Below are 26237 nucleotides of genomic sequence, written 5' to 3'. Positions count from 1 at the left end.
AACCGAGTGATCAGTTGGCATGCCCACCCCCTCAACGGAAGGAGGACCCCTGTGTGCACGTCCGGCCTGCGTACTGACCAGAACCCCCTCTTGCTCGGCCTGGCGATGATCGCCGCCCGGGCACTGTGCGCCCTCACGACCGATCTCGCCCTCGCCCACAACGTGCTGCTGGCCCACTTCGCCAAGCCTGCTGGCTTCGGATCCATCGGCGTTGCGCGCCGTACACCGCTCCGCGCGTCGCGCATGACAGAGAAGGCCGGCCGATGAGTCCGCGCGCGGTCGTCCGGCACCAGCAGTGGACGCTGCAGGCCGACCGGGAGCCGGACGCCGAGCCGACCAGTTACGCAATGCAGTGCGCAGTGTGCGGAGATATCTCGCCCACGGGCACCGAATTCACGGCCTCGCAGAACTGGGTGTTTGCGCACGGCGGGCGCAATCCGACGCACCACACGTACCGGGAGGTCATCACTCGCCCGTGGAGGGCGTGGTGGAAACCGTGACCGGCCGCGTCGCCGCCCAGATCGCCAGGCTCGCCCACTACACCGGACCGCTGCTCGTCGTGCTCGTGTCCGCCTCCTGCGGCTTCGTGATCGGCGTGACTGCTTCGACCGTACGGATCGCGCTGACCTGCGATGGATGAAGAGACCGACCAGCCGGGGGAGCACTGGAGTGTCCACCGCGCCCGACCCTGCACACCTAACCCGTGGAGGTCCCATGACTGCAGTGAGCACCCGCCCCCAGGAACCGAGGAGCGGATCGGTTCCGCGGCTCGTGGCCAGCCCGTTCCTCGCCCAGTACCTGCTCGTCCAGCCCGGCCGGGCGGCTGGTGTCCGCATTCCGGAAGTCCGTTACGAGGAGCTACGGGCCGCCAGCACGGAAGGCCGCCCCGCCCCGGCCTGGCTGACCGACGCGGCGAAGGAGGCATGGGGCGCCGAACTGCCCGAGGCGCCGCTCGGTGACGTCGTCCTGGTGCGCGAGCGGTCCCAGTACGGGTATGGCAAGGCGTCGTGGGAGATCAACCTCGGCTGCGACTACGACTGCGAGTTCTGCTACCTCGGCGAGAAGCGGTTCGAGGGCCTGGACTGGGCGGGAAAGCAGACCTTGCTCCGGACGCTGAGGGACGCCGGGGTCCTGTGGTTACAGATCACCGGCGGCGAGGCCCTGATCGACAGGGAGTTCGGCGCGGCCTACGAGTACGCCCACCAGCTCGGGATGATGGTGCAGGTCTCCTCGAACGGCTCCTCGCTGCGCAAGCGACCGATCCGGGACCTCTTCGCCCGCCACCGGCCCTACCGGCTGACCCTGAGCGTCTACGGCGCGACTGCCGAGACGTACGACAAGGTCACGCGGAATCGCGGGGCGTTCGGCCGGTTCATCCAGGGCCTGGACGCCGCCCGCGAGGACCGGCTACCGGTCCGCCTGAACGTGATCGTCTCGGACGACAACGCGCACGAGGCCGACGCGATGGTGCGCCTTGCGGAGTCGTACGGCTTTCCCAACCAGGTCTTCACGAACATGTCTCCGACGATCGACGGCGAGGCGAACCCGCTGGCCACGCAGGCGGAGAGCCACCTCACGGCCCGCAGTGTCTTCACTGGCTGCAACGCGGGCCACACGTTCTTCCACGTCAATCCACACGGCATCGCGTCGATCTGCAAGGTCGGCCGCGACCCGAGCGTGAACCTCATCACCGAGGGCGTCGAAGCCCTCCCCCGACTCGGCGCGATCGCCGAGTCCCTACAGCTCCGCACCGGTGGATGCTCCGGCTGCACGAAGGTCGGCACGTGTCGAACGTGCCGACCGCTGGCCAAGCTCTACCAGGACGCGGGGGACCGACGAGATCTCTACTGCCAGCATGGAGGCTACGGAACATGACCCTTTCCACCGCAACCCTCGCCCCGCCGCGCGAACCGGTGCTGCTCACCATCGGACAGATGCTGGCCACCGGCCCCACCGGAGTCCTGCCGGTGCCACTAACCGCCGCGCCGATCAAGGACGACGAGATCCAGATCATCGCTGACCTGGACGAGGCCGCCGAAGGCGCCGAGTGCAGCTGCTCGGCTGGTGACGACCAGCCCTACTAGATATCCCCCACAGAGGGTGTTCCCAGCGCTGCCCATCGCGCCCTCTGAGTGCCGCCTCGGCCGTATCCTGGCCGAGGCGGCACTCTCTATACCCCAGCACCTGAGGAACCGCGCGTGTCCATGTCCCGCATCCCCTTCGAGCAGCTACCCGCCGACGTCCGGCAGGCCATCGTCGACAAGACAGGCCGCGTGCACGCGGCGCGGACCGTGCGGGGCGGCATGAACTCTGGCATCGCCTCCGTCCTGGAGACCGAGAGCGGCAGTGTCTTCGTGAAGGGCATCCCGGCCGACCACCCGCAGGTCGGCGCGCAACGCCGCGAGGCGGCCATCGCCCCGCACCTGCCGGCATCCTGCCCTCGCCTGCACTGGCACTTGGAACTCGACGGCTGGAGCCTCCTCGGCTACGAGGTCATCGACGGCCGCCACGCCGACTACGCGCCCGGCTCACCCGACCTTCTGCTCGTGGAAGCCGCTCTCACCGACCTGCAGCAGGCCACGGCCCCGACCGACATCGAGATCAAGGATGCCGTGGATCGGTGGGCTGAATACGCCCCACCAGGGACTTTGCATTATTTCGGTGGCGATGCGCTGCTCCACACCGACTTCGCCCCGGACAATGTTCTGATCGCGGGCGGGCGTGCCCGCCTCGTTGACTGGGCGTGGCCGACGCGGGGCGCTGCCTGGATCGACCCGGGGGCGCTGGCCCTGCGGCTCATGGAGGCTGGGCACACGGTGGATGAGGCGGCGGCCTTCGCGGGGCGGTTCCCCTCGTGGCGGGAGGCCGAGCCGGAAGCCCTCGCGGCATTCGGCACAGCCACGGCGGCACTGTGGAATGAAATCGCTGACGAGGCCGAGGCACCGTGGAAGCGGGACATGGCACTGCACGCAAAGGCTCTCGCGCATGCCCTTGGTTGAGGCTTGCTGTGCACCTGCCCGGACGAAAGCTAGAGAGGAGAAACCAGCGTGCCAGAGGTAGGCAAGCGCTAGGGTTCCGGCCATGGACTGGGGAAGTGCACCTGCCTGGGCTGCGCTGGTAGTAGCAACAGCAGCCTTCATCGTGAGCTTCAAAGCGATGCGGAATGGAGCTCGAAGCGCGAAGGCTGCGGAGAATTCCGCTGCAGCCTCACTGAGATCTGCTGCCGCGTCTGAGGCAACGCTCGCTGATCGGCGGGCGGAGGCTGACCGCGAGAACCGCGAGCGGGAGGAAGCAGCGAAACCTCGGTCGGATGTGCATATCGAATATGTCAGCGGCGACACCTGGGCCCTCCGGAATACCGGCACCACCGTTGCTGACGGTGTGACGGTGACAGAGCGAGGTTGGCCGCAGGCAACGACTCGTCCCGAGAGCTGGAGCCTGGCGGCCGGGGAAGCGAAGACGTTCCTCATGGCGGGGGACATGTCTACACCGGTACCGCCTCAGCTCTGGCTCACGTGGGCGGGCCAGGATGAACCGGTAGCGAGGGCGGTACAACCTCGAACACCACGGGTACGGAAATCAAAGTAAGGGAAAATTTTAGGAGAGTTGCATGACGGATTGGCACCCTCTACCGCTTGGGTCATCGCTTAACGATGCACCGTCGGCTCCTATGCCCGCGCCAGTAATCGGAAAGCTTGAGCTACTCCCCTTTAACGATCTTTCGTGGGAAGACTTCGAGCGTATTCAATGGCGAGTGATGCGCGACGTGGAGGGCCTCCGCCACGCGCAGTTGTACGGAGAGCGTGGCCAGGCACAGTATGGGCTCGATGTCGTGGCTCTGGCACCAGATGGTAGCGGAACCGCGCTCCAAAGCAAGAAGTATAAGCAGTTTGGCCCTGCACAGATAAAGGCAGCCGTCAAAAAGTTCCGCACGACAAGGCGCCCCTTCTCTGTCGACCGTCTCATCATCGGTGTAGCCCGCCCAGTTCGAACTACCAAAGCGATCGAAGAGTTTGCGGCTCAGCGTAAACTTATCCAGCCTATCGAGTTGGATTTGTGGGATTCGCAGGAGCTATCGTACCTCCTCAGAGGGCGTCCGGAAATCGTTATTGAATTTTTCGGTATGCCCACCGCCGAAGCATTCTGTCTTCCCTTTAAGGTGGACGTAACCGTTGTTCCTCGTGCAGAGGTAGTGGCCGTCCGAGAAGCAATCGCTCGGACGCCCGAAGTTACCACTGGTGCTCAAAGGGACTTCGATGATGCAGCAGAATCATCCGATTCTGCGCGAGCGCTCTCGCTGGTCGAGGCGGGGCAAGCGAAACTACATGACGCCGGATTTTGGCCACATGCACGGCAATACAACAAAGAGCGCGTTCGATTGTTGGCGAAGGTAGGGCGCACTAACGAAGCCGCGCGGCATGTACTGGATGAGTTTTGGGCCGCTCTAGACCAGGGATTGTCGGGAACCGCGCAGATCGCCAGATCTCAACTCGATGAGCTGTCACGACTTGATAAGGAAAACGATCATGTCAATCTCTATCGACGCGTCATCGACAAAGCGCTAGATCTCTACAATAATCCCACCGCACATGTTCCGGACATCAAGTCTATTCTAATTGGAGATCCTCTCGACCGGATTCGCCTCGCGCTACTCGCTGGCGAGACAGCTTTGGCAAACGACTACCAGGATTGGCTTACGCAAGCCGCTCCGGAATTTGTCGCACTCTCAGGAAACGATGCAATTGATCGAGTTTTTCGTACACGACTCAGACTGCTCCTGGCGGACGCTACTGGAGTCTGGGCAGAGCTACTTTCCGACGCCCGCAGGCTAAATCTCGGCCATGGTCTTTTGGGGCTGGTAACGGCACGTTACGCTCGACATCTCGCCTTGCAACAGAAATTTGAGGAGGCTGACCTGGCGTGGGATGAGGCTTCGGGCTCCGCGTCGCTGGCACAGCAATGGAGCGAAGCATCGACTTGGATCTTCAGCCGTCGAGCCTTTCGAGGCCGCTGGAACCCATTCACTGGTGACGGCTTGCTTCCGCTGCAGACGGCAATCCGCGGGATGGGAACTTCTTCACCCTTTCTTCCTGTGGCCGCTGGAGCACATGAGGACGCGCTGACTGCGTTGAGTGAGCAGAAACTGCGGGCTGGAGCAATTTCGGCCCAGCGTGCGCTTCGTGATGCTGTGTCAATCAGTGACTGGGTCGGAGAGGAGCGCGCCCGCCGGGTTCTCGCCGCAATTCTCGTGAAATCCGATGAGCCTGTGCTCGCTGCTCGTCACCTAATTCGAGCTGGTGCTGCGAAAGCTATCGAGGAGCTTGGTAAGTCTCTTCCTCGCGATTTTATCGACATTATCGCTGAACTGGACGCACCCAACTACTGGTCTGTCGGAACAAGCTATCGCCTGCTCGCTACCCAGTCAGACATTATTCCAGACAGCCTTATCGATATGGTGTCACAGCACCTCGTCGGAGAGCTAGTAGCGGACCGCAAGCCGGACCTTCCAGCATTTACTGCGTCGAGATATAATAATGCAGTGAAAGCTCTGGCCGGCATTTCCGAGCGTCTCGATGCGAGTCGCGCCAGTGCTATGTTGAGTCATTTTGAGAAGCAGTCGCCCGTGGAAAAAAATCATTATCGATATCATGACGAGGATGAAGCTGTCGCGGTCGCCAAGGTTGCGCTCACCCACATTCCTCTCTCGGCGCGTGCCATCTCGCACCTGGTAGCCTTGCTCGGCCGCTCTCAAGCTGCGCGTAACAGCATCACTCTTGGTGCGATCGACAAGAATCAACCCCTCGCTCACGACGCACTCACTAGCCTCGCGGCAGCAGGTAATCAATGGGCGAGCGAGATGCTGTCATTTGAGGGGTCTAAGTATTTGGATGCAAATGTCACTCAGCAAGCTCTGACCAGACTCACAACCCCACTCAAACACGCGACTGGCGTTTACTCTACTGGGACGAATGCCATTGGCGACTCGCTTCTAATTCGCCATCACGCTCCCGATTCCATCAATGCAGCCGTCGGCGAGCTCCTGTCACGGGCTGACGACCCTCATATCGGATCGGCGGACAGAGGTGACTACCTTATTGCCGCGTCTAATCTGATCCCTCACCTGGAGGATTCTAGGCGGGAAGAATATTTCGAGGTTGCGGTGCGAATGGCCACCTCGCCCAAATCCTCGGATCACGATAAAATCGACGATCAATTTAGACATAAACTTGGCGGTTTTCGGATTGATGGAACGCCGCGTGACAGTCGTGGTCAGGCGGTTGTGCTGGCCGCCACTCTGGCGAGAGATGCGGAGCAGCGTGACCGCGTGAGAAACCTGGTGTATTCGCGGTTGGGTGAGGAGTCCGACTTCTGGCCGACCCGAGCTCTGCAGCAGCTCGGTGACACCGTAAAAGGTGATCTTGCCTTTCTCGCCAGTCAAGGCTGGGCGATCCGTAGCCTTGTGGCAATCTTGTGGGTTGAGCATGGGGAACCACCACATTTGGGCCTGCGGCTGGCAGCAGATCCCGACGTGCGCGTCCGTCGTGCGTTTGCCGGCGCTCTGAGTCGAAAGGGCGACTCGTCTCACGCCGCCGTTTTTGAGGAATTGGCAGCGGACCCGGCCTACAGCGTGAGGTCGGCTCTCGGTATTTCGTTCAGCGAGTCGCGTTCCGCAGAGGCCAAGTAAGCGAAGCGGTCGCAGGGCCCGCGAAGCTCTGAGTAGTCGACGAGGCGCTGGTGATGGCAACTCGGTATCGACCCCAGCGCGTGGGGGCGTGAGCGATGCGTGAGCGGACGGTCCGGCAGAGGGAGGCTCGATCTGGATCGGTTGTCAGGGTGAGTTTCCCTGACCAGGCAAGTCAGGACGGCGTAGCAGCGTCCGGACTCGCACGGCAGAAGATCGCCAGCCCTAGTAATGCGTAGGTCGTCGGTTCGAATCCGACAGGGGGCTCCGAGAAACCCCAGGTCAGATACCAGCTGACCTGGGGTTTTCTGTTACTCGAGGGCTCGCCCCGGCACGGGAACCTCTCCCAGGCGCGTGGGAGTGAACGTCAACACGGTGGTACGCGGTCTACGAGCGCTGCGCGACGAGGGAGTGCTGGAGTTCCGACGGGGCCGAGGCCTGAACGTGGCCCACGGGGTGGAGCAGCGCTCAGCACTACTGGATCGGGTACGCGATGTCGTGGCCGACGCGGCGGGCCTCGGATGCGGCGAGGACGACCTCGTCGACATGGTCAGGGGGATTTCGTGACCGACCGAGCAGGGCTGAGGAGCAGTGCGGCGTGGAGTGCCGCCGGGTGGGCCGTAGGAGTCCTGGTGCTGCTGGTGGCGCTGCCCCTGGCTGCCGGCAGCCGGCTGTCGGACCGGCTGGCGACGCACTGGGATGCCGGCTCCGGCAAGCCCGACAGTTCCATGCCGCTCTGGGCCGCGACCTTCTTCCCGGCGCTGATCTGGGGGGTGATGACGGCGCTCGTGGCGTTGGCTCTGTGGCGGGCACGCGGCAGTGCGAAGGGTGCGACGCCCGGTTTGGGTCGGCGCGGCCCTGGGGTACGGAGGTGTGACACTCCTCGGCGGGCAGGCGTCTGTCGTGCGGGCGAACCTGGACCACGCGGACTGGCACGAGGCGGACTCGGTGAGGTCGCGGCGAACCAGAACCTCAGCGCCGAATGCCGGCTCGTGGGCGGTCCCGTCACCGCCAACGGCATCAGCCACGACAAGTGGGTGCTGCCGTCGGACGGCAACTACATCTGGGGCGGCCTGCTCAAGGGCAACGAGGTGGGCAACGTGTCCAGGCCCTGCTTCTGACAGACCGGCAGCGTGCCGCGGTACCCGGCGAAGGGGTACCGCGGCGCAGCTGTTCCCGTCCTCACCTCCTGCTCGTTTTCCGCCTCTCCGCGCGTGTCAGAGGCCGCGAGCGCGCAGCCGCCGGGCGATCTCCAGCTGGGCGTCGTCGACGGGGCGGCCGTCCTCGATGTCCCACAGGGTGTTCTGGAGGAGGCGGCCGAGGGTCCAGGCGTGGGCCCGGGGGCGGTCCAGGGCGAGGATGCCGGTCATGGCGTCGAAGCGCCAGACGATGTCGTCGGGGTCGAAGTGGTTGTCGAGGGCGGGCCACAGTTCGAAGCCCGGGTCGCCCGCGAGGGGCTTGGGGTCGATCGCGAGCCAGGGGGCGCGGCCCGAGGCGAGGACGTTCTCGTCGTGGAGATCCCAGTGCAGGAGCCGGTCGCCCGGCTCGTCGGCGACCTCGCGCACGGCGGCCGCGCAGTCGGCGACGAGCCGGCGGGCCTCCGGGTCGGGGATGCGGGTGAGGGCCGAGGGGGTCCGGTCGAGCATGGCCCCGGCGATGTCGCCGAGGCGGCGCACGTCGGGCGGGGCCGGGAAGGACGTGAGGTGGGCCAGGAGCTCGGCGATGGCGACCACGGCCTGATGGGCGTCCGGCACGTGGGACAGCATGCGGGTCTCGTCGAGGCGCTCCAGGAGCAGGGTGCCGGTGGGCTCGTCGTGGTCGAGGAGGCGGACGGCACCATCGCCGTTCCAGGCGCGCAGTGCGACCGGTTCGCCCTTGGTCTCCTCGTCGGGGATCTGGAGTTTGAGCACCGCCGCGGTGCCGTCGGCGCGGACGACCGGCAGGACCAGGGCGGAGACGCCGTGCATGGGCGGTCCGTCGGGTCTCAGGTCCCAGTGGTCGAGGAAGCGCTCCGTCCGCTCGGGGAGTCCGGCGATGAAGGCGCGGCCCGCCTCGCCGTTGAACTTCTCCTGTGACGCCGCCAGTTCCCGGGGAATGTCGATCACTCCCGGCACGGTAGTGGGGCTTGCCGGGTGGGGCATGTGGAGAGTGCGCTGAGGCGTGGGTGGGCTTGCGCCGGTCGTCCTCGGGCATGTCGAGGTCGCGCTGGGGGGCGGGGAGGGCGATGGCCGCGAGGGGCGCTGTCCCCGGTGGTGGCCAGGGCGAAGCGGACGCGCTGGGCCTGGCCGCCGGAGGGTTCGGGTGAAGCGGCGGCCGGGCCCGGGGAGATGACCGCCCGGCCCCGGCAGCGGCGCGGACCGGTGTCCACGGGAGGGCCGGGGCGGTCCGCTGCCGCGGGTTCGTTGCCGTCGGCTGGGCATCAGGTCATGGCTCCAGAACCACCTTGCCGGTCGTGCCGCGGGTCTCCAGCGCCCGGTGCGCGGCCGCTGCCTCACTCAGCGGGTAGCGCTGTACGGCCGGGGTGAGCCGGCTGGCCGCGGCTTCGGCGAGGGCGCGCAGTTCGAGGGTGCGGACGGGGTCGGGCCCGCCGGCCTTGCCGAGCATCACCGGGCCGAGGACTTCCTCGGAGACGCCGTCGACCAGGTAGGGGCCGCCGTCCCGGATGCCCTCGCCGGACCAGCCGAAGACGATGTGCCGGCCGCCGGGTCCGAGGAGTTCGACGGCTGCGCGGGCGACGTCGCCGCCGACGCCGTCGAAGACGATGCTCGCGCTCCGGCCGCCGAGATGGGCGCGGACCTTCGCGGGCCAGTCGGGGTCCGTGTAGTCGACGGCGAGGTCGGCGCCGCCGCCCCGCACACGGGCGGTCTTCTCCGGTCCGCCCGCGAGGCCCACGACGGTCGCGCCGGCGTTCTTGGCGTACTGCACGAGGAGGGTGCCGATGCCCCCGGCGGCGGCCGGGACGACGACCACCGAGTCGGGGCCGAGGTCGGCGAACTGGAGGATCCCCATCGCCGTGCGGCCGGTGCCGATCATGGCGACCGCCCCGGCGAAGTCCAGGCTGCCGGGGATCTCGTGCAGGCGCTCGACCTCGGTGACGGCCAGTTCGGCGTAGCCGCCGGGGACGAAGCCGAGGTGGGCGACGACCTTCTTGCCCAGCCACAGTCCGTCCACGCCCTCGCCCAGGGACTCCACGACACCGGCGACCTCGCGGCCCGGGACGGTGGGCAGCGGGGTCCGCTCATCCGCCGGGCCGCCCCGCATGCCCTCGCGCAGGGCCGCGTCCAGGAGGTGGACGCCCGCCGCGCGCACGGCGACACGGACCTGGCGCGGACCCGGGAGCGGGTCCTCCACTTCCTCGTAGGTGAGGTTCTCGGGCGGGCCGAAGGCGTGCAGACGGATGGCGTGCATGGCGACTCCTCTGGTGGGGCGTTCCGGGTGCGGCACCAGCCTTTGACCTCAAGCTTGCTTGAGGTCAAGCCCAGGCCGGCCCAGGGCCAGGGAGACGGCCGTCAGGGCGCTGTTGAAGGAGACCTCCGACAGCACACCGGGGGCCGCGACCTGGTCACCGGCGAGGTAGACCCCGTCGCCCCGGTCCACGGCCGGGCGGTCCCGCCAGCTGGTGCCGGGCGGATCGACCGCACCCGTACGGCCGTTGGCCACCGCCTCGCGCCGCCAGGTGACGCGCTCGCGCCAGCCCGGGAAGCCCAGGTCGAGCAACTGCTCGGCGCGGGCGGTGCCGTCGGCCTTGGACTCGTGCGGGGCGAGGGGGACCTGACCCTGGATCAACTGCTCACCGGCCGGGGCGAGAGTGCGGTCCTGGGCGGTGAAGCGCTCCAGCCAGCCGGGCGCGTCCAGGTCGGAGACCGCGAAGGCGTCCCCGCGCCGGCTGCGCAGGGCCAGGTCGACGAGGGCGGTACGGCCGCTCGGCCAGCTCAGGGAGTCGTCACCGAGCAGGCGGCGGGCGGCGTCGAGGGAGGTGGCGACGACGACCGGCGTGTCGGTGGGGAGCGTGTCGACCCGGGACAGCGTCTCCATCCGGACGCCCAGGTTCCAGGCGCGGGAGGCCATCCGGTCGATGAGGCTCCCCCAGCCGCCGCGCGGGTAGTGGGCCTCGGGCGGCAGCTTGGTGGCCCGGCGCAGCCGCTCCTGCACGAACGCGGCCGACAGCGACCCGGGATCGTGGTGGAACAGGGCGACCGCCGCGTAGTGGGCGGCGGCCCGGGCTCCCTCCTCGCCCGCGATACCGGTCGCCCAGGACAGGAAGTCGGCGTCCACGGGAGCCTGCCGGACCGTACGGCGCAGCAGCTTCAGCATCGGGAAGGGCGGGGTGCGGCGCAGCACGCCCTGGTGCCGCAGCCTCAGCCGGGCCGCCTCCAGGGGCGGGAGCGGAGCGAGCGGGCCGATCAGGTCGCGCTGCTTGAGCCAGGCCCAGTGCGGGCCGCCGTTGTAGAGGGCGTGCGGGCCCTCGTTGGCGCGGTAGGGGCCCTCGGCGGTGCGCGCCCGGCCACCGAGGGTGTGGTGGGCCTCGTGGACGGTGACCTTGGCGCCCGCCTCGGCTGCGGTGATGGCCGCGGTCAGGCCGGCGAAGCCGCCGCCGATGACGGTGATGCGGTGCATGGCTGGGGATCTCCCTCGTGTCGGGGTCGCCTTCTGGGAGTACGACAGATCGAGGGCCCCGGAATGTGACATCACCGGTGTCCGCGCAGGTCAGGGGCGTTGTCAGTGGTGGGGTGCAGCATGGGGGCATGGCGAGGAGAGCGGCGGGCGGTACGGGTGTGAAGGGCGCGCGGCGACCGGAGGTGCGGCTGCCGGTCCTGGAGCCGTACGAGGGCGGCGGGCTGGAGCCCGACGGGGACTACGACGGGCTGGACTTCCGCGAGGCCGATCTCTCCGGGCAGGACGGAAGGGGCGCCCGCTTCATGGACTGCGCCCTGACGGGCTGCGCGCTGGGCGAGACCCGGCTGCGGCACGCCCGATTCCTGGACTCGGCCCTGACCGGCGTCAGGGGCGTGGGCACCGACCTCGCCGAGGCGACCCTGCGCGATGTGGAGCTGACCGACGCCCGGCTCGGCGGACCGCAGCTGCACGGGGCGGTGCTGGAGCGGGTGCTGGTGCGCGGCGGCAAGATCGACTACTTGAACCTGCGCACGGCCCGGCTCAGAGACGTCGTCTTCGAGGGCTGCGTCCTGGTCGAGCCGGACTTCGGCGGAGTCTGGAGCGTGTGGAGTTCGTGGACTGCGCGCTGAAGGGCGCCGACTTCCACGCGGCGACCCTGACGGACGTCGATCTGCGGGGGGCCGCGTCCCTGGAGATCAGCCGCGGGCTGGACCGGCTGTCGGGGGCGGTGATCAGCACGGCGCAGCTACTGGATCTGGCACCGGTGCTGGCCGCGCAGTGGGGGATCCGAGTGGAGGGCTGAGCCGGGCGGCGGCTGCGGGTGGCGGCGCCGGGTGGTGGTGGCTGCGGGCGGTGGCGGACGGACATCTGCTGCGGGTGGCGGCAACCGGCAGTGGCTGCGGACAGCGGCGACGGGTGGCGGCTGCGGGGGGCGGCGCCGGACGGATGTGGCGAACCGCGACAACCGGCGGTGGCTGCGGACAGCGGCGACGGGTGGCGGCTGCGGGGGGCGGCGCCGGACGGATGTGGCGAACCGCGGCAACCGGCGGTGGCTGGGGTTGGTGGCTGCGGGTGGCGGCAACCGGCAGCGGCGGCGGACAGCGGCGCCGGACGAGGGCTCCAGGCGGCGGTTGCGGACGGCGGCAACGGACAGCGGCGACGGACGGCGGTCACGGGAGGCGATAGACGGCTACGGGAAGCGGTAGGCGGTCACGGGAAGCGGTAGGCGGCTACGGGAAGCGGTAGGCGGTTACGGCCGGCGGGGGAAGCGGGCCTGGAGGGTCCAGATCGCCGGGTTCTCCGCGAGGTCGTCGTGCAGGTCGGTGAGGTCGGCGATCAGGTCGTGCAGGAAGTCCCGGGCCTCGCGGCGCAGTTCCGAGTGGGAGACGGTGAGCGCGGGCTCCTCCGCGCGCATCCAGTCGGCCTCGATGTCCACCCACCCGAAACGCCGCTCGAACAGCATCCGGTCCGTCGACTCGGTGAAGTCCAGCTCCGCCCGCTGCGGCCGGGACGCCCTCGAACCCGCCGGGTCCCGGTCGATCCGCTCCACGATGTCGCACAGCGCCCACGCGAAGTCGAGCACCGGCACCCATCCCCAAGCCGTGGACACCTCGTGATCCGTCTTGGTGTCCGCCAGATAGACGTCCCCGCAGAACAGGTCGTGCCGCAGCGCCCGGACGTCCGCGCGGCGGTAGTCGGTCTGCGGCGGGTCCGGGAAGCGGTTGGAGAGGGCGTAGCCGATGTCGAGCACGGAGGTGATGGTGTCACGTGATCGTAGGATCGCGAGCGTGGCCCGATCTGTACGTCTTGTCCCCCCGCTGCCCGCGCCCGCCCTGCTCGCCTGCGCTCTCGTGCTCACCGCGTGCGGCGGCGGGGTGCACGGCACTCCGGGCGGCTCGGGCGTCCGCGACCCGTACTTCCCGAAGGCCGGCAACGGCGGCTACGACGTCGCCCACTACGGCCTGCGCCTCGCCTACGACCCCGAGGCCCACCACCTCACCGGCACGGCCACCCTCACCGCCCGCGCCACCCAGGACCTCTCCGCCTTCAACCTGGACCTGCTCGGCATGGAGGTCGAGCAGGTCACCGTCGGCCAGGGGATCGCCCGCTGGAACCGCGCCGGGCAGGAGCTCACCGTCCGGCCGCACGACGACATCGACCGGGACGAGACGTTCCGCGTGACCGTCCGCTACTCCGGAGCGCCCGAGACCGTCACCGACCCGGACGGCTCCCGGGAGGGCTGGCTGCGCACCACGGACGGGGTGCTCGCACTCGGCGAGCCGACGGGGTCGATGGCGTGGTTCCCCGGCAACCACCACCCCTCCGACAAGGCGGCGTACGACCTCGAGGTGACCGTGCCGAAGGGCCTGCGGGCCGTGTCCAACGGACAGTTGCGAGGCGAGACGACCGCGCGGGGGCGTACGACGTTCGTGTGGCACTCGGGTGAGCCGATGGCGAGCTATCTCGCCACGCTCGCGATCGGCCGCTTCGAGATCAGCCGCTCCAGGGCCGGGGAGCTGCCCGTGTACACGGCCGTCGACCCGGCCGAGGCGGCGGCGAGCCGACCCGTGCTCCGGCGGATTCCGGAGGTGCTGCGGTGGGCGGAGCGGCGGTTCGGGCCGTACCCCTTCTCCTCCACCGGCGCGATCGTCGACCGCGCACCCGATGTCGGCTACGCCCTGGAGACGCAGAGCCGCCCGGTGTTCCCCGGCGCTCCCGACATGACGCTCCTCGTCCATGAACTCGCCCACCAGTGGTACGGCGACTCCGTCACGCCCGAGAGCTGGCGGGACATGTGGCTCAACGAGGGGTTCGCGACGTACGCGGAGTGGCTGTGGGAGGAGGACCACGGCGGGGACAGCGCCCGGGAGACGTTCGACGCGCTGTACTCGGGTGCGTACTTCGACACGGAGGAGGCCGGGGAGGAGGTCTGGGAGTTTCCCCCGGCGGATCCGCCGAGCGCCGCGCGGATCTCCGACCCGCCGGTGTACTGGCGGGGGGCGATGGTGCTGCAGAAGGTGCGGGAGGCCGTGGGGGACGCGAGGTTCTTCGGGATTCTCCGGGGCTGGGCGGCGACGTACCGGCACGGGAACGCCGACACCGCCGACTTCACCGCCTATGTCGAGAAGAGGGCGCCCGGGGAGGACTTGGCGGGGGTCTGGGACGCGTGGCTGTACGGGGAGGGGAAGCCGGAGCGGCCCTGAGGTCTCACGCCGGAGCCCCCGGTCCGATACCCGCGACGCTGTTGGTGCCAACAGCGTCGTCCGATACCCGCGGCCGGGGGCTCCTCACGTCACACGTGGACGGAGGGCGTCCGTCAGACGTTCACGCCGAAGTCCTGGGCGATGCCGACCAGGCCCGAGGCGTAGCCCTGGCCGACCGCGCGGAACTTCCACTCCGCGCCGTTGCGGTACAGCTCGCCGAAGACCATGGCCGTCTCGGTGGCCGCGTCCTCCGACAGGTCGTAGCGGGCGATCTCGGTGCCGCCGGCCTGGTTGACGATGCGGATGTAGGCGTTGCGCACCTGGCCGAAGTTCTGCGAGCGGTTCTCCGCGTCGTAGATCGACACCGGGAAGACGATCTTCTCGATGTCGGCGGGGAGGCCTGCGAGGTTGACGTTGATCGCCTCGTCGTCGCCGGCGCCTTCACCCGTGCGGTTGTCACCGGTGTGGACGATCGTGCTGTCCGGCGTCTCCTTGTTGTTGAAGAAGACGAAGTGGGCGTCCGAGTAGACCTTGCCCTGCGTGTTGACCGCGATCGCCGAGGCGTCGAGGTCGAAGTCCGTGCCGGTGGTGGTGCGGACGTCCCAGCCGAGGCCCACGGTGACGGCGGTCAGGCCCGGAGCCTCCTTGGTGAGCGAGACGTTGCCACCCTTGGACAGGCTTACAGCCATTGTTGGGAGTCCCTTCCCTCGTTTATGTGCGGCAAAGACACTGCGGCATCGAAGCTACAGCTACCTCCATGAACGTGGAGAGGGGTACGCGAGGTTCCAGCTCCTTTACTTTCTTTACCGGCGATTATTCGAGTGACGTGGACGGGTCAGGAGCGGGAACATGGAGGGCATGTCCGGTCCTCACGTCATCCGCGGCTCCGTCTCCCTGCCCGAGGCCGAGCTCATGTGGCGTTTCTCGCGGTCCTCGGGGCCGGGCGGGCAGCACGTCAACACCAGCGACTCCAAGGTGGAGCTGAGCTTCGACCTGGCGAAGACCGAGGCGCTGCCCGCGGTGTGGAAGCAGCGGGCCCTGGAGCGGCTGGCCGGGCGCCTGGTCGACGGGGTCGTCACCGTGCGGTCCTCCGAGCACCGCTCCCAGTGGCGCAACCGCGAGGCCGCCGCCGTACGCCTCACCGCGCTCCTGGCCGAGGCGACCGCACCCCCGCCCCGGCCCCGCAAGCCCACCCGGATCCCCCGGGGCATCAACGAACGCCGGCTGCGGGAGAAGAAGCAGCGCTCGGAGACGAAGCGAGGGCGCTCCGCGCGGGACTGGGGCTAGGACTCCCGATCGCCACCGGCGACGGCCATCAGGCCGGCTCGAGTACGCCCACGGTCTCGCCTTCGCTGGTCTCGCCGTTCGGGCGGAAGCCCAGTCCCAGGTAGAACCGTTCCGGGCCGTCGGGCCCCGGGTGCCAGGTGACGTAGAACTCTGTGCCGCCGAGCCGGCGCAGTTCGGCCGCCACGGCCTCGACGGCGAAGCGGCCGTACCCCTTGCCCCGCTCCTCAGCCGCGATGTTGAGCCGCCACAGGCCCGAGCGGCGGACGCCGCCGTTCTCGTACCAGTCGATGCCGAGGAAGGCCATCAGGAAGCCGACCGGGCGGTCGCCGTCGAGGATCAGGCGGGGCCAGGCGATGCCGGGATGGACGTAGGCCTCGGCGAGGGACTTCACGACCGGGGCGACCACGTGCTCCTGGTCGGGGCGGACCCGGATGCCGAGGGCGGCGTCGAGATTCGCGGGGGTGATCCCTGCGAGGCGCGGGCCGGTCGTGGTCATGCGCGCACCCTGGGCGGGCCGCACGCGCCCGGGCCAGTCGGTTTCCTTGGGGTGCGCGTGCGCCGGGACGCCGAGGGCGTGCTCGTCCCCCTGCGGCAACCCCTAGCCCAACTGCCGGTACCGGCCCCGGAAGTACGCCAGAGGGCCGCCTTCCGCGCTCGGGACCCGGGCGGTCAGGACGTGGCCGACGACCAGGGTGTGGTCGCCCGCCCGGACGCGCTGCTCGGTGCGGCACTCCAGGACGGCCAGGGCGCCGCCGACCAGCGGGGCGTGGGTGTACTCGCCGCGTGTGTACGGGATGTCCGCGAACAGCAGACGGTCGCTGAGGCGGCCCTTCATCGCGAAACGGCCCGCGATGTGCCGCTGGCTCTCGGAGAGGACCGAGACCGCCCACAGCTCCTGCTCCTCCAGCAGCTCGTCCATGCGGGAGCCCTCACGCAGGCTCACCAGCACCAGGGGCGGATCCAGCGACACCGACATGAAGGCCGTGGCCGTCATGCCCACGTCCTCGACATCCGGCGCCGAGGGGTCGTCCGGGTCGAGCGAGGGCTCCTGCGCGGTCACCAGGACCACGCCCGAGGCCAGCCGGGACATGGCGGCGCGGAACTCGTCGTTGCTCACCCCCTCAGCATGCCCGGAGAGGGGCGACGGAATGATCGGGGACGTGGCGGCGGGAGTTTTCGGCACGGGGAAACGCTAATCTCCGCCGTGCGAGCCCCGCATCGGACTCCCGCCCGATCAGGGTCTTAGGACTCGCGACGGACATCGGCGGTCTGGCGACGGGCACGACGGGCGCGACGGGCGCGACGGGAATACGGGTGCACAACCCGACAAAGTCTGCGTTCGGTGGCCGCATGTGAAGAACGCAGAAACTCCACTCAATTGTTCAGCTTTGCCTGTGACTTGAGTCACAGGGGGCAGGAATTGTTGACCCTGTGTACCGAGTGAGCAGCGCGCTGTGATTCAGTGGCGGGGAAGCTGCCAGGGCGATACGCCGACGAGACCCTTGAATCGCTGCGAGTACTCGGGGGGAGGGCGAGCATGGAGACCGAGTCGGAGCCCTACGTCCGTCTTGCGTCCCTGCGACAACTGCACCAGGTCATGGCCGACATGAACACGGCCCGCAGCCTGGCGGACACACTGCAGACCGTCGCGGAGGGCGTCGTGGCGGCCCTCGGGTACGAGCTGGCGTGCGTGAACCTCGTACGGCCGGACGGCGACCTCGTCGTCGCCGCCTTCGCCGGGAACCCCGCCGCCGAGGCCCTCATCACCGGCCGGGTCGGCTCGCGCGACTCCTGGGAACGCCGCCTCGGCATGGGTGAGCACTGGGGCGACCTGGTGTTCATACCGCACACCGAGGGCTGGGTCCTCGACGACGACGACGTCCCGCAGTGGTACACCGACGGCCCCGCTCCCCGCTTCGAGGACGAGTGGCACCCGGCCGACCGGCTCTTCGCCCCCATGTACGCGCCCGGCCCGCAGGGCAGCGGGAACAGCGGCGAGCTGGTCGGCGTGCTCTCCGTGGACCGGCCGCGCAACGGCCGCCGCCCCGGCGCCTGGGGCCGCGAGGCACTCCAGATGTACGCCTTCCAGGCCGCCATCGCGATCAGCAACGCCCGGCTGCGTGCCAACATGCAGCGCGCGCTGGTCCGCCTGGAGCGCGAGCAGCAGGCGCTGCGGGCGAGCGAGGAAAGCTTCCGGCAGGCCTTCGAGTACGCACCGTCCGGCATGGCCATCGCCGAGATGGGCGGCGACCAGCACGGCCGGATCCTGCGCACCAACGACGCCCTGTGCCGGCTGCTGGGCCGCCCGGCCTCCGCGATGCGCCGCTACTCGTTCTCCGACCTGGTCCACCCCGAGGACATAGGCACCCTGCTGCGCACCTCGGCGGAGGGCGGACGCGCGGAGCTCCGCCTCGGCCGCCGGGACGGCACCTACGTCTGGGTCAGCCTGCGCAACAGCGTGGTCGCGGACGCCGCCGACGGGCCGCGCTTCCTCCTCACCCACGTCGAGGACATCGAGGAGCGCAAACGCCGCGAGCTCCAGCTCGCCCACCGCGCCTCGCACGACTCCCTCACCGGCCTGCCGAACTCCGCGGAGCTGCGCTCCCGCCTGTCCGCCCGGCTCTGTCAGCGCGCGACGGCCCCGCACTCGGTCGTGGAGTCCGTCGACGCGGCCTACGGCCATTCCACGTTCGACGTGGTCGGGCCCGGCTTCGACTTCCGGCAGGGCGCCGAGACGTTCGACGCCTACGACCACCATGTGCACACCGTCGCCCCGGACGGGGACCACGACGACGGCACCAAGGGCCTCGCCGTGCTCTTCTGCGACCTCGACGGCTTCAAGTCGATCAACGACCGGTTCGGGCACAACGCGGGTGACGCGGTGCTCGTCGAGGTCGCCCGGCGGCTGAGCAACGGCGTCCGCGACGGTGACACGGTCGCCCGGCTCGGGGGTGACGAATTCGTCATCCTCGCCGACGGGCTCGGCCGCGCCGACGCCCAGGACCTCGCGGTCCGGCTGCGCAACGAGATCATCCAGCCCATCCGTGCCGAGGGGCGGGCCGTCCGGGTGGGCGCCAGCTTCGGCATCGGATGGGCACACTGTGGAATGACGGCGGACGAAGTGTTGAAATCCGCTGACGAGCGGATGTACGTCGAGAAACGATCTCGTCCCAAACAACACAGACGCGCCGGGTGAAGCCCTGGTCAGTGAGTTGATGCGGTCTGAGTCACCCTTTTGGGTCTCTGGGAGCGGGTAGGCTCGCTTACTCACCCGTGTACCGCATGCACCGCACCTGACTGAGGAGACCAAGGGATGACGCCCGGCAACAACGGCGCGAGCACGCCCGAGGACGACGACCCGTTCGGCTATCTCTACGCCGACGGGCAGGCCAACGGAGCCCAGCCGCCGTCCGGGGGCTACGGCTACCCGAACTCCGTCAACCGAGTGCGGGCGGTCGGCACGCGCCCCTATGGCCAGCAGCAGTCGCAGGCCGCTCAGACCGCGCCCTACGGTCAGGTCCCGCAGCAGGGTGGCTACAACCGGCCGAACGCGCACTACGCGGCGCCGGAGACGCTGCCGGGTGGCGCGCAGACCGCACAGCACCAGACGCCGGCCGGCGGCGGTGGCGGCCGGGGCGGCCGCGGCCCCAACACCAAGGGTCTGCTGATCGGCGCGATCGCGGTGGTCGGCGCGGTCGTCATCGGCATCGGCGTGGCCATGCTGGGCGGCGACAAGGACAAGGACGACGCGTCCGACAAGGTGGGCACGAGCCCGACCCAGTCCGAGGACCCGAAGCCGAGCCCTTCGCCCAGCAAGGCCGGAGCGGCCGAGCAGGATCTCCCGAAGACCGACGCGAAGGCCCTGAGGCTCAGCCCCGGCATGACGACGGCGTCGGACTTCAAGGGCGCGAAGGCCGACGGCGGGGTCTACGTGACGGGCTTCAACCAGGTCGGCGCCAAGGTGACCTGGACGGTCGACGGTATCGAGAAGAAGGGCAGCTACCGGCTGTATGCCCGCTACAGCGTCCCCGGTGTCGACGCCAATGTGACGCTGCTGGTGAACGGCAAGCCGAACACCCTGCCCATGGGCCTGAAGAACTTCATCAAGTCACCGAAGGGCGACTGGGAGAAGGGCTGGCAGACCTCCTGGGCTCCGGTGACCCTGACCAAGGGCACCAACACGATCGAGCTCGCCTGCAACGAGGGCAATCAGTGTGACGCAGTGCTCGACCAACTCTGGGTGCAGTAGGGCGCGGACAGCGGAACGGTCCGCCGGTACACCGGCGGACCGTTCCTTTGAGGCTCGGGCTGTGCCGCACTAACCTCCGTAGACCGCGATCCCGGTGACGGTGCCACGGGTGTCGTCCGAGTAGGTGCGCGGCTTCACAGTGACCAGCTTCGTGCCGACTCCGCAGCCGGTGCCGGGGGTGATTTCTTGGCCAAACTGCCTGGTGGGCGTGCTCGGAGAGGGTGTACGGCTCTCAGGCCGCTGACACCGCGCCGGTCACCGTCACCCGCCCCAGCAACTCCTCATACACCCCCCGGTCGAACTCCCCGGCGACCGGTGCCGTCACCGTCGCCGCTGCCAGGGCCGTGGCCCTGGTGAGGCGGGTTGGCCAGGGGAGGTGTTCGGTCAGGGCGGACAGCAAGCCGGCTACCACCGCGTCGCCGGCGCCCGTCGGGTTGCCGCGTACCGGGGTGGGCGGGACGGCTCGCCAGCGGCCCTCGGGGGTGACCGCGAGCAGGCCCTCGGCGCCGAGGGAGGCGACCACCGCGCGGGCGCCCCGGCGGCGGGCGTCCTGGGTGGCGCGCAGGGGCTCGTGCGAGCCCGTGAGCTCCGCCAGTTCGTCGGTGTTCGGCTTGATCATGTCGGGGCGGGCCGCGACGCCCCGGCGCAGGGCTTCGCCGCTCGTGTCCAGGAGGACCGGGACCCCGGCCGCCCTGGCCGTCCGGACCAGGCCCGCGTACGCGCCCACCGGGACGCCCGGCGGCAGGCTGCCGCACAGGGCCACCGCCGACGCCGAGGGGAGCAGGTCCGCGTAGGCCTCCTGGAAGGACGACCACTCGGTGGGTGTGACCAGGGGGCCCGGCTCGTTGAGTTGCGTCGTGTCGCCGGTGCGCTCGTCGACCACGGCGATGGTGCGGCGGGTCGCGCCGGAGATCGGGACGAACGCGTCCATCACCCCCGGCACCGCCGCGAGCCTCTCTCGCACGACCCGGCCCGTCGCCCCGCCGGTGAACCCCGTCACCGCCACCTCGTGTCCGAGGGCCGCGAGCACCCGGGCCACGTTGACGCCCTTGCCGCCGGGGCCTTCGGTCACCTCGGAGACACGGTGGGAGGCGTGCGGCCTGAGCGACCCCACGCGGTAGGTGATGTCGAGAGCGGTGTTCAGCGTGACCGTGAGGATCACCTGGGCCGACCTCCCCCGATGTGCTTGCCGACGTGAATGCGCGGATAGTCCGATCATGCCAAAGAGACGGCGGTCGGCCCAGTCCTGGAGTCGGCCGCCGTCTCTCGACTGCGGGACGGATCAGCCCAGTTGGGGACCGACCACCCATTCACCCCGGCGCATGACGCCCTTCAGCTCGTGATCGGCGTCCAGGAGCAGCAGGTCGGCGAACTTTCCGGGCTCCAGTGAGCCGATCGTGTCGTCCATGCCGAGCAGGCGGGCCGGGTTGGCGGACAGGGCCGTCACCGCGTCCTCGACCGACAGTCCGTCGACGGTGACCGCCCGCTGGAACGCCCGGTCCAGGGTGAGCGTGGAGCCGGCGATCGTGCCGTCCTCCACGAGACGGGCCACGCCGTCCGCGACCTCCACCTCCAGCGGCCCCAGCCAGTAGCGCCCGTCGCCGAAACCGGCCGCGTCCATCGCGTCGGTGATGAACGCGACCCGGTGGGCGCCCGCGTGGCGGAACGCCATCCGGAGCGCGGCGGGGTGCAGGTGGGTGCCGTCGTTGATCAGCTCGACCGTGATCCTGTCGTCCTCCAGGAGCGCGGTGACCGGGCCGGGGGAGCGGTGGCCGAGCGGGGGCATCGCGTTGAAGAGGTGGGTGGCGACCGTGGCGCCCGCGTCGATGGCCTCCACCGTCTGCTCGTAGCTGGCGTCCGTGTGGCCGATCGCCGCGATCACGCCGTGGTCGGCGAGGAGGCGTACGGAGTCGAGGCCGCCGGGCAGCTCGGTGGCCAGGGTGACCATTTTGGCCCGGCCCCGGGCCGCGTCGATCAGCTTGCGGACCTCCGCGGGGTCCGGGTCGCGCAGCAGGGCCTCGGAGTGGGCGCCCTTGCGGCAGGGGGAGATGAACGGACCCTCGAAGTGGACGCCGGCGATCTCGCCCTGCTCGGCCAGTTCGCTCAGCAGGCCCGCGCGCCGGGTGAGGAAGTCCATGTCGCCGGTGACGGTGGAGGCGACCAGGGTCGTCGTGCCGTGCAGGCGGTGAGTGTGGATGCCCTTGAGGATGTCCTCGGCCGAGCCGGAGGTGAAGGAGGCTCCGCCGCCGCCGTGGTTGTGGAGGTCGACGAAACCGGGGATGACGTAGTGGCCGGTCACGTCGATGACCTGGGCGTTTTCCGGGGTGACCCGGGTGATGCGGGTGCCGTCGATGGCTACCTGGCCGTTTTCAACGGTTCCGGTGGGGAGCACCACGGTCGCGCCGGTGAGCACGGTGGGGGTCCCCGGTGTAGCGGGGTGCGGGTGCGTCGTGGCTGGTCGCGCAGTTCCCCGCGCCCCTTGCGGCGATGCCATCAGGGCGTTACCTCCATGCGGTCGGTGTGGTCGAGGAGATCCCAGGCCAGGAGCCCGGCGCCGAGACATCCGGCCGTATCCCCCAGCGCCGCCGCGACGAGTGTCGGCTGTTTCTGGAAGGTGACGCGGCCGCGGATCGCTTCCCTGAGCGGCGTGAACAGGGTTTCCCCCGCCTCCGCCAGTCCGCCGCCGATGATCAGAGTGCGGGGGTCCAGCAGCGTCAGAGCCGTGACCAGGCCGTCGGCCAGGGCGTCGACCGCCTGCTGCCAGACCGCCGCCGCCTTCGGGTCGCCGGAGACCACCGCCTTCGCGCAGTGCGCCGCGTCCGCGTGCGGATCGCCCGAGGCGGCGGCCCAGGCCTCGCTGACGGCGGCCGCCGAGGCGAAGCGCTCCAGGCAGCCGTGCTGCCCGCACGGGCAGGGCGCCCCGCCGGGGCGTACGACGATGTGGCCGATCTCGCCCGCGAAGCCGTGCGCGCCCGCCTCGACGCGGCCGTCGACGCCGATGGCGCCCGCGATGCCGGTGCCCAGGGCCACGAACAGGAACCGGTCCGTGCCCCGGCCCGCGCCGAGACGGCCCTCGGCGAGGCCGCCGGTGCGCACGTCGTGGCCGAGGGCGACCGGGGCGCCCAGCCGCTGCGCCAGCAGGTCGCGCAGGGGGACGTCGCGCCAGCCGAGGTTGGCCGCGTAGAGCGCGACGCCGCGCGCCTCGTCGACGATGCCGGGGACGGCCACACCGGCGGCGCACGCGGGCGTGCCGAACCGCTCGGCGCCGTACGCGCGCAGCTCGGCGGCGAAGTCGAGGATGCCCGCGACGACGGCGTCCGGGCCCTGGGCGCGCCCGGTGGCCCGGCGGGCCCGGTGCAGGACCTCGCCCCCGGGCCCGGCCAGCGCGGCCTTCATTCCGGTGCCGCCCACGTCCAGGGCGATGACATGTCTCACGGGGAACAGTGTGACCCGGAGACCCGCAAGAGGTCTAGTCCACTCGCGTGGTGTAGACCTTGTTCCGGATATCGAAATGTTTTCGACGGCGGAGACACGCCCGAGTGTGGCGGGTGACGCCGGGGTTGGGGAAGAACAGCAGTGCAGCGGCGGCGGATGGCAGGAACGATCGCGGTGGTGTCCGCACTGGGCATGACGGCGGTCCTCGGCGGCTGCGGAGTCACGGACGGCTCGGGCGACGTGACCCTGAAGCTGGTCGCCGCCGACTACGGCGACAGCGCGGCCAACAGCTCGAAGAAGTACTGGGACAAGCTCGCCGAGGAGTACGAGGCCGACCATCCCGACGTCACCGTCGACGTCAGCGTCTACTCCTGGAACGACGTCGACCGCAAGGTCAGGGAGATGGTCGCCGCCGGTGACCCGCCGGACATGGCGCAGATCGGCGCGTACGCCGACTACGCCGCCCAGGACCAGCTCTACAAGGCCGACGACCTGCTCTCCATACGGACGCAGGCCGACTTCGTCGGGCAGCTGGCCTCCGCGGGCCAGGTGAAGGGCGTGCAGTACGGCCTGCCGTTCGCCGCCTCCACGCGCGTCCTCTTCTACAACAAGACCCTCTTCGCCAAGGCCGGCATCACCCCACCCGAGTCCTGGGACGACCTGGCCGAGGACGCCGAGGCGCTGAAGGCCAAGGGTGTGAAGTACCCGTACGCGCTGCCCCTCGGCCCGGAGGAGGCGCAGGCCGAGACCATGCAGTGGATGCTCAGCGGCGGGGGCGGCTACACCGACGGCGCCGACAGCTACGGCATCGACTCCCCGGAGAACATCGACACCTTCTCCTGGCTGAAGGAGGACCTGGTCGGCAAGGACCTGACCGGGCCGGTCGCCCCGGGTGAGCTGAACCGGGCCGCGGCGTTCGCCGCCTTCGCCAAGGGCGAGGTCGGCATGCTCAACGGCCACCCCTCGCTGATGAAGATCGCCGCCAAGAACGGCGTCGAGTACGGGATGGTGCCCACGCCGGGGAAGGAGGGCCCCAGCAGGTCCACCCTCGGTGTCACCGACTGGATGACGGCGTTCCGCAAGAACGGCAACCGCGACCAGGTGGGCGGGTTCCTCGACTTCGTCTACAGCGAGAAGAACGTGCTGGCCTTCTCCCGCGAGTACGACCTGCTGCCGGTCACCACCTCCGCGTCCGGCACCATGGCCTCCTCCGGCGAGGACCGGCACCTCAGGCCGTTCCTGGAGGAACTGCTGGCCTCCGAGCTCTACCCGGTCGGCAAGACGTCCTGGGCCGCCGTCAGTTCCCGGGTCAAGCAGCAGATCGGCAAGGCCGTCGCGCCCGGCGCGAGTCCCTCGGGCATCCTGGGCCACCTCCAGGCGTCGGCGGTCCGGGCGGAGAGCGCGGAGTAGGCGCTGTCGGTGGCGGGCGCTACCGTGCCGGTCATGGACGAGGAGTACGACGGGACGCGGCTCGGGCGCAGGGAGCAGGACATCCTCGCGCTGGAACGCCGCGGCTTCTCCGGGCCCGGCGCGAAGGAGCGGGCCATACGCGAGGAGCTGGGCCTGGCCCCCGTGCGCTACTACCAGGTCCTCAACGCCCTGCTGGACGACCCCCGGGCCCTGTCCCACGACCCGGTGACGGTGAACCGGCTGCGGCGGATACGGGAGACGCGCCGGTCGGAACGCTGAGGGTCGGAACGCTGAGGGTCGGCGGGCTTGCGCCCCGTCGCGGGGTGCGGCTGCGTTGTGGTCGTTCGCGCAGTTCCCCGCGCCCCTGGGGTGCGTGCCCGTTCAGTCGGTCCGGTTCGCCAGCGCGGCCAGCAGGTCTACGACGCCCTCCGGGCCGTTCACCACCAAGTCCGCCCGCTCTCTGAGCTCGGTCACCTCGTCGCTGCCGCTGCACACCAGCAGGCCCGGGGTGCCGTCCGCGCGCAGGGTGTCGACGGCGGCGTAGGCGGGCAGGTCGCCCAGGTCGTCCCCGCCGTAGAGGACGGACCCGGCGCCGATCTCGCGGGCGAACCCGGTGAGCGCGACGCCCTTGTCGATGCCGGGCGGGCGCAGTTCGAGGACCATGCGGCCGGGCTCCACGATCAGGCCGTGCCGGGTCGCCAGGGCGGTGAGCGGTACGCGCAGGGCCTCGAAGGCTGCCTGCGGGTCGGGGGCCCGGCGGGTGTGCACGGCCACGGCCCGGCCCTTGTCCTCCACCCAGGTCCCGGTCCCTTCGAGGAGCACGGGCAGCTCGGCGCGGACGGCGTGGACGCCGGGGTGCGGGTCGGGGGCGGTGACCTTGCCGCTGCGGGCGTCCCACCGCTCGGCGCCGTAGTGGCCGAGGACGACGAGGCGCTCCAGCCCCGGTGTGCCCGCGAAGCCGCCGTTGCGCACCGCGACCGCGGCCGGCCGACCGGTGATCACCGCCACGGCGGCCACCTTCGGCGCGAGCGCGGCCAGCGCGGGCAGCGCCCCCGGGTGGGCCCGGGCCCGTTCCGGGTCGGCCACGATCGGCGCGAGCGTCCCGTCGAAGTCGAGCGCGATCAGCGCCTTGTCCGGGCGCGCGAGGAGGGCGGCGAGCCCCTCCTGCCCGGCCCGCGTGACGGGCGTGGGCAAGGGCTCGGCACCGCGCGTGTCCGACCCGCCAGGCCGGATGGAAGCGTCCGGCCCCTTCGGCCGGTTGGGGGCGTCCGGTTCGTCCGGCGGGGTGGAGGCGTCCAGTCCGTTCGGCTGGTTGGGGGCGTCCGGTCCGTCCGGCGGGGTGGAAGCGTCCGGC

Annotated in this window: 26 protein-coding genes and 1 pseudogene; 16 read left to right on the top strand and 11 right to left on the bottom strand. The window is 69.9% G+C overall.

What is annotated here, in order from left to right:
* Positions 1 to 51 precede the first annotated feature (51 nt).
* From ABTX62_RS14185 to ABTX62_RS14150, 9 genes are all read left to right on the top strand, one after another.
* Positions 52 to 267 (top strand): hypothetical protein, encoded by a 216-nt coding sequence (locus tag ABTX62_RS14185; protein WP_352116422.1) that lies wholly within the window; start codon positions 52 to 54, stop codon positions 265 to 267.
* On the top strand, positions 264 to 500 hold the full coding sequence (locus ABTX62_RS37895) for a DUF7848 domain-containing protein (protein WP_502997947.1): 237 nt from the start codon (positions 264 to 266) through the stop codon (positions 498 to 500). Before ABTX62_RS14185 ends, ABTX62_RS37895 begins: the two co-directional genes overlap by 4 nt.
* Positions 488 to 640 carry a hypothetical protein gene (locus ABTX62_RS14180; protein ID WP_352116421.1) on the top strand — a complete coding sequence of 51 codons (153 nt, stop codon included), beginning with the start codon at positions 488 to 490 and terminating at the stop codon, positions 638 to 640. The genes ABTX62_RS37895 and ABTX62_RS14180 overlap by 13 nt, the downstream gene beginning before the upstream one ends.
* A 74-nt stretch (positions 641 to 714) precedes the next feature.
* A complete protein-coding gene (locus ABTX62_RS14175) occupies positions 715 to 1875 on the top strand; it encodes a radical SAM protein (protein ID WP_352116420.1) in 1161 nt (386 codons plus the stop codon).
* Complete coding sequence (locus tag ABTX62_RS14170) at positions 1872 to 2084, top strand: hypothetical protein (RefSeq protein ID WP_352116419.1); 213 nt, start codon at positions 1872 to 1874, stop codon at positions 2082 to 2084. Before ABTX62_RS14175 ends, ABTX62_RS14170 begins: the two co-directional genes overlap by 4 nt.
* A 120-nt stretch (positions 2085 to 2204) precedes the next feature.
* Positions 2205 to 2999 carry a phosphotransferase family protein gene (locus ABTX62_RS14165; protein ID WP_352116418.1) on the top strand — a complete coding sequence of 265 codons (795 nt, stop codon included), beginning with the start codon at positions 2205 to 2207 and terminating at the stop codon, positions 2997 to 2999.
* A gap of 671 nt (positions 3000 to 3670) precedes the next feature.
* On the top strand, positions 3671 to 6685 hold the full coding sequence (locus ABTX62_RS14160) for a hypothetical protein (protein ID WP_352116417.1): 3015 nt from the start codon (positions 3671 to 3673) through the stop codon (positions 6683 to 6685).
* Positions 6686 to 7042: 357 nt separating this feature from the next.
* Positions 7043 to 7249: a GntR family transcriptional regulator gene (locus tag ABTX62_RS14155; RefSeq protein WP_352116416.1), complete on the top strand. Its 207-nt coding sequence runs from the start codon at positions 7043 to 7045 to the stop codon at positions 7247 to 7249.
* Positions 7246 to 7803, top strand: a complete 558-nt coding sequence (locus ABTX62_RS14150; protein ID WP_352116415.1) for a DUF1648 domain-containing protein — start codon at positions 7246 to 7248, stop codon at positions 7801 to 7803. The genes ABTX62_RS14155 and ABTX62_RS14150 overlap by 4 nt, the downstream gene beginning before the upstream one ends.
* A gap of 96 nt (positions 7804 to 7899) precedes the next feature.
* Here the strand turns inward: ABTX62_RS14150 and ABTX62_RS14145 are convergent, their stop codons facing one another.
* The 3 genes from ABTX62_RS14145 to ABTX62_RS14135 form a co-directional block, all read right to left on the bottom strand.
* On the bottom strand, positions 7900 to 8823 hold the full coding sequence (locus tag ABTX62_RS14145) for an aminoglycoside phosphotransferase family protein (RefSeq protein ID WP_502997946.1): 924 nt from the start codon (positions 8821 to 8823) through the stop codon (positions 7900 to 7902).
* 283 nt (positions 8824 to 9106) lie between these two features.
* The gene (locus tag ABTX62_RS14140) at positions 9107 to 10090 is read right to left on the bottom strand and encodes a zinc-binding dehydrogenase (protein WP_352116413.1); all 984 of its coding nucleotides are present in this window, start codon (positions 10088 to 10090) and stop codon (positions 9107 to 9109) included.
* Between the two features lie 48 nt (positions 10091 to 10138).
* Positions 10139 to 11299 (bottom strand): NAD(P)-binding protein, encoded by a 1161-nt coding sequence (locus ABTX62_RS14135; RefSeq protein ID WP_352116412.1) that lies wholly within the window; start codon positions 11297 to 11299, stop codon positions 10139 to 10141.
* Between the two features lie 128 nt (positions 11300 to 11427).
* Between ABTX62_RS14135 and ABTX62_RS14130 the strand changes: the two are divergent.
* A pseudogene (locus tag ABTX62_RS14130) lies at positions 11428 to 12101 on the top strand (pentapeptide repeat-containing protein).
* A 447-nt stretch (positions 12102 to 12548) separates the two neighbouring features.
* Here the strand turns inward: ABTX62_RS14130 and ABTX62_RS14125 are convergent.
* A complete protein-coding gene (locus ABTX62_RS14125; RefSeq protein WP_352116411.1) occupies positions 12549 to 13049 on the bottom strand; it encodes a hypothetical protein in 501 nt (166 codons plus the stop codon).
* 7 nt (positions 13050 to 13056) lie between these two features.
* On the opposite strand from ABTX62_RS14125, the gene ABTX62_RS14120 reads away from it, so the two are divergent.
* Positions 13057 to 14502 (top strand): M1 family metallopeptidase, encoded by a 1446-nt coding sequence (locus ABTX62_RS14120; RefSeq protein WP_352116520.1) that lies wholly within the window; start codon positions 13057 to 13059, stop codon positions 14500 to 14502.
* Positions 14503 to 14615: 113 nt separating this feature from the next.
* Here ABTX62_RS14120 and ABTX62_RS14115 read toward each other — a convergent pair whose 3' ends face one another.
* Entirely contained in the window at positions 14616 to 15191 is a 576-nt protein-coding gene (locus tag ABTX62_RS14115) for a TerD family protein (RefSeq protein ID WP_283973494.1), read from the bottom strand.
* Positions 15192 to 15351: 160 nt separating this feature from the next.
* Here ABTX62_RS14115 and arfB point away from each other — a divergent pair, with 160 nt between their 5' ends.
* Positions 15352 to 15789 carry an alternative ribosome rescue aminoacyl-tRNA hydrolase ArfB gene (gene arfB, locus ABTX62_RS14110; protein ID WP_352116410.1) on the top strand — a complete coding sequence of 146 codons (438 nt, stop codon included), beginning with the start codon at positions 15352 to 15354 and terminating at the stop codon, positions 15787 to 15789.
* Between the two features lie 28 nt (positions 15790 to 15817).
* Here arfB and ABTX62_RS14105 read toward each other — a convergent pair whose 3' ends face one another.
* Positions 15818 to 16285, bottom strand: a complete 468-nt coding sequence (locus ABTX62_RS14105) for a GNAT family N-acetyltransferase (RefSeq protein WP_352116409.1) — start codon at positions 16283 to 16285, stop codon at positions 15818 to 15820.
* A gap of 102 nt (positions 16286 to 16387) precedes the next feature.
* A complete protein-coding gene (locus ABTX62_RS14100) occupies positions 16388 to 16972 on the bottom strand; it encodes a flavin reductase family protein (RefSeq protein ID WP_352116408.1) in 585 nt (194 codons plus the stop codon).
* Between the two features lie 354 nt (positions 16973 to 17326).
* On the opposite strand from ABTX62_RS14100, the gene cdgB reads away from it, so the two are divergent.
* Both cdgB and ABTX62_RS14090 read left to right on the top strand, forming a co-directional pair.
* Positions 17327 to 18985 carry a diguanylate cyclase CdgB gene (gene cdgB / locus ABTX62_RS14095; protein WP_352116407.1) on the top strand — a complete coding sequence of 553 codons (1659 nt, stop codon included), beginning with the start codon at positions 17327 to 17329 and terminating at the stop codon, positions 18983 to 18985.
* A 117-nt stretch (positions 18986 to 19102) separates the two neighbouring features.
* Complete coding sequence (locus ABTX62_RS14090) at positions 19103 to 20038, top strand: carbohydrate-binding protein (RefSeq protein ID WP_352116406.1); 936 nt, start codon at positions 19103 to 19105, stop codon at positions 20036 to 20038.
* Between the two features lie 232 nt (positions 20039 to 20270).
* Here ABTX62_RS14090 and ABTX62_RS14085 read toward each other — a convergent pair whose 3' ends face one another.
* The 3 genes from ABTX62_RS14085 to ABTX62_RS14075 all read right to left on the bottom strand — a co-directional run bounded on the left by ABTX62_RS14085 (position 20271) and on the right by ABTX62_RS14075 (position 23473).
* Positions 20271 to 21200, bottom strand: coding sequence for a 1-phosphofructokinase family hexose kinase (locus tag ABTX62_RS14085; protein ID WP_352116405.1), 930 nt, complete (start codon positions 21198 to 21200; stop codon positions 20271 to 20273).
* Between the two features lie 120 nt (positions 21201 to 21320).
* Positions 21321 to 22451 (bottom strand): N-acetylglucosamine-6-phosphate deacetylase, encoded by a 1131-nt coding sequence (nagA, locus tag ABTX62_RS14080; protein WP_352116404.1) that lies wholly within the window; start codon positions 22449 to 22451, stop codon positions 21321 to 21323.
* 80 nt (positions 22452 to 22531) lie between these two features.
* Positions 22532 to 23473, bottom strand: coding sequence for an ROK family protein (locus ABTX62_RS14075; protein ID WP_352116403.1), 942 nt, complete (start codon positions 23471 to 23473; stop codon positions 22532 to 22534).
* A 156-nt stretch (positions 23474 to 23629) separates the two neighbouring features.
* Between ABTX62_RS14075 and ABTX62_RS14070 the strand changes: the two genes are divergently transcribed.
* Together ABTX62_RS14070 and ABTX62_RS14065 are read left to right on the top strand one after the other, a co-directional pair.
* Positions 23630 to 24883 carry an ABC transporter substrate-binding protein gene (locus ABTX62_RS14070; protein ID WP_352116402.1) on the top strand — a complete coding sequence of 418 codons (1254 nt, stop codon included), beginning with the start codon at positions 23630 to 23632 and terminating at the stop codon, positions 24881 to 24883.
* A 33-nt stretch (positions 24884 to 24916) separates the two neighbouring features.
* Complete coding sequence (locus tag ABTX62_RS14065; RefSeq protein WP_352116401.1) at positions 24917 to 25162, top strand: DUF3263 domain-containing protein; 246 nt, start codon at positions 24917 to 24919, stop codon at positions 25160 to 25162.
* A 102-nt stretch (positions 25163 to 25264) separates the two neighbouring features.
* Here ABTX62_RS14065 and otsB read toward each other — a convergent pair whose 3' ends face one another.
* Complete coding sequence (gene otsB, locus ABTX62_RS14060; protein WP_352116519.1) at positions 25265 to 26116, bottom strand: trehalose-phosphatase; 852 nt, start codon at positions 26114 to 26116, stop codon at positions 25265 to 25267.
* Positions 26117 to 26237 lie beyond the last annotated feature (121 nt).

Source organism: Streptomyces sp. NPDC096046, from assembly GCF_040303285.1.
In the GTDB taxonomy this organism is placed as follows: Bacteria; Actinomycetota; Actinomycetes; order Streptomycetales; family Streptomycetaceae; genus Streptomyces.
Note: the sequence above shows the minus strand (reverse complement) of the source record. Positions and strands in the feature narration are given on the sequence as shown.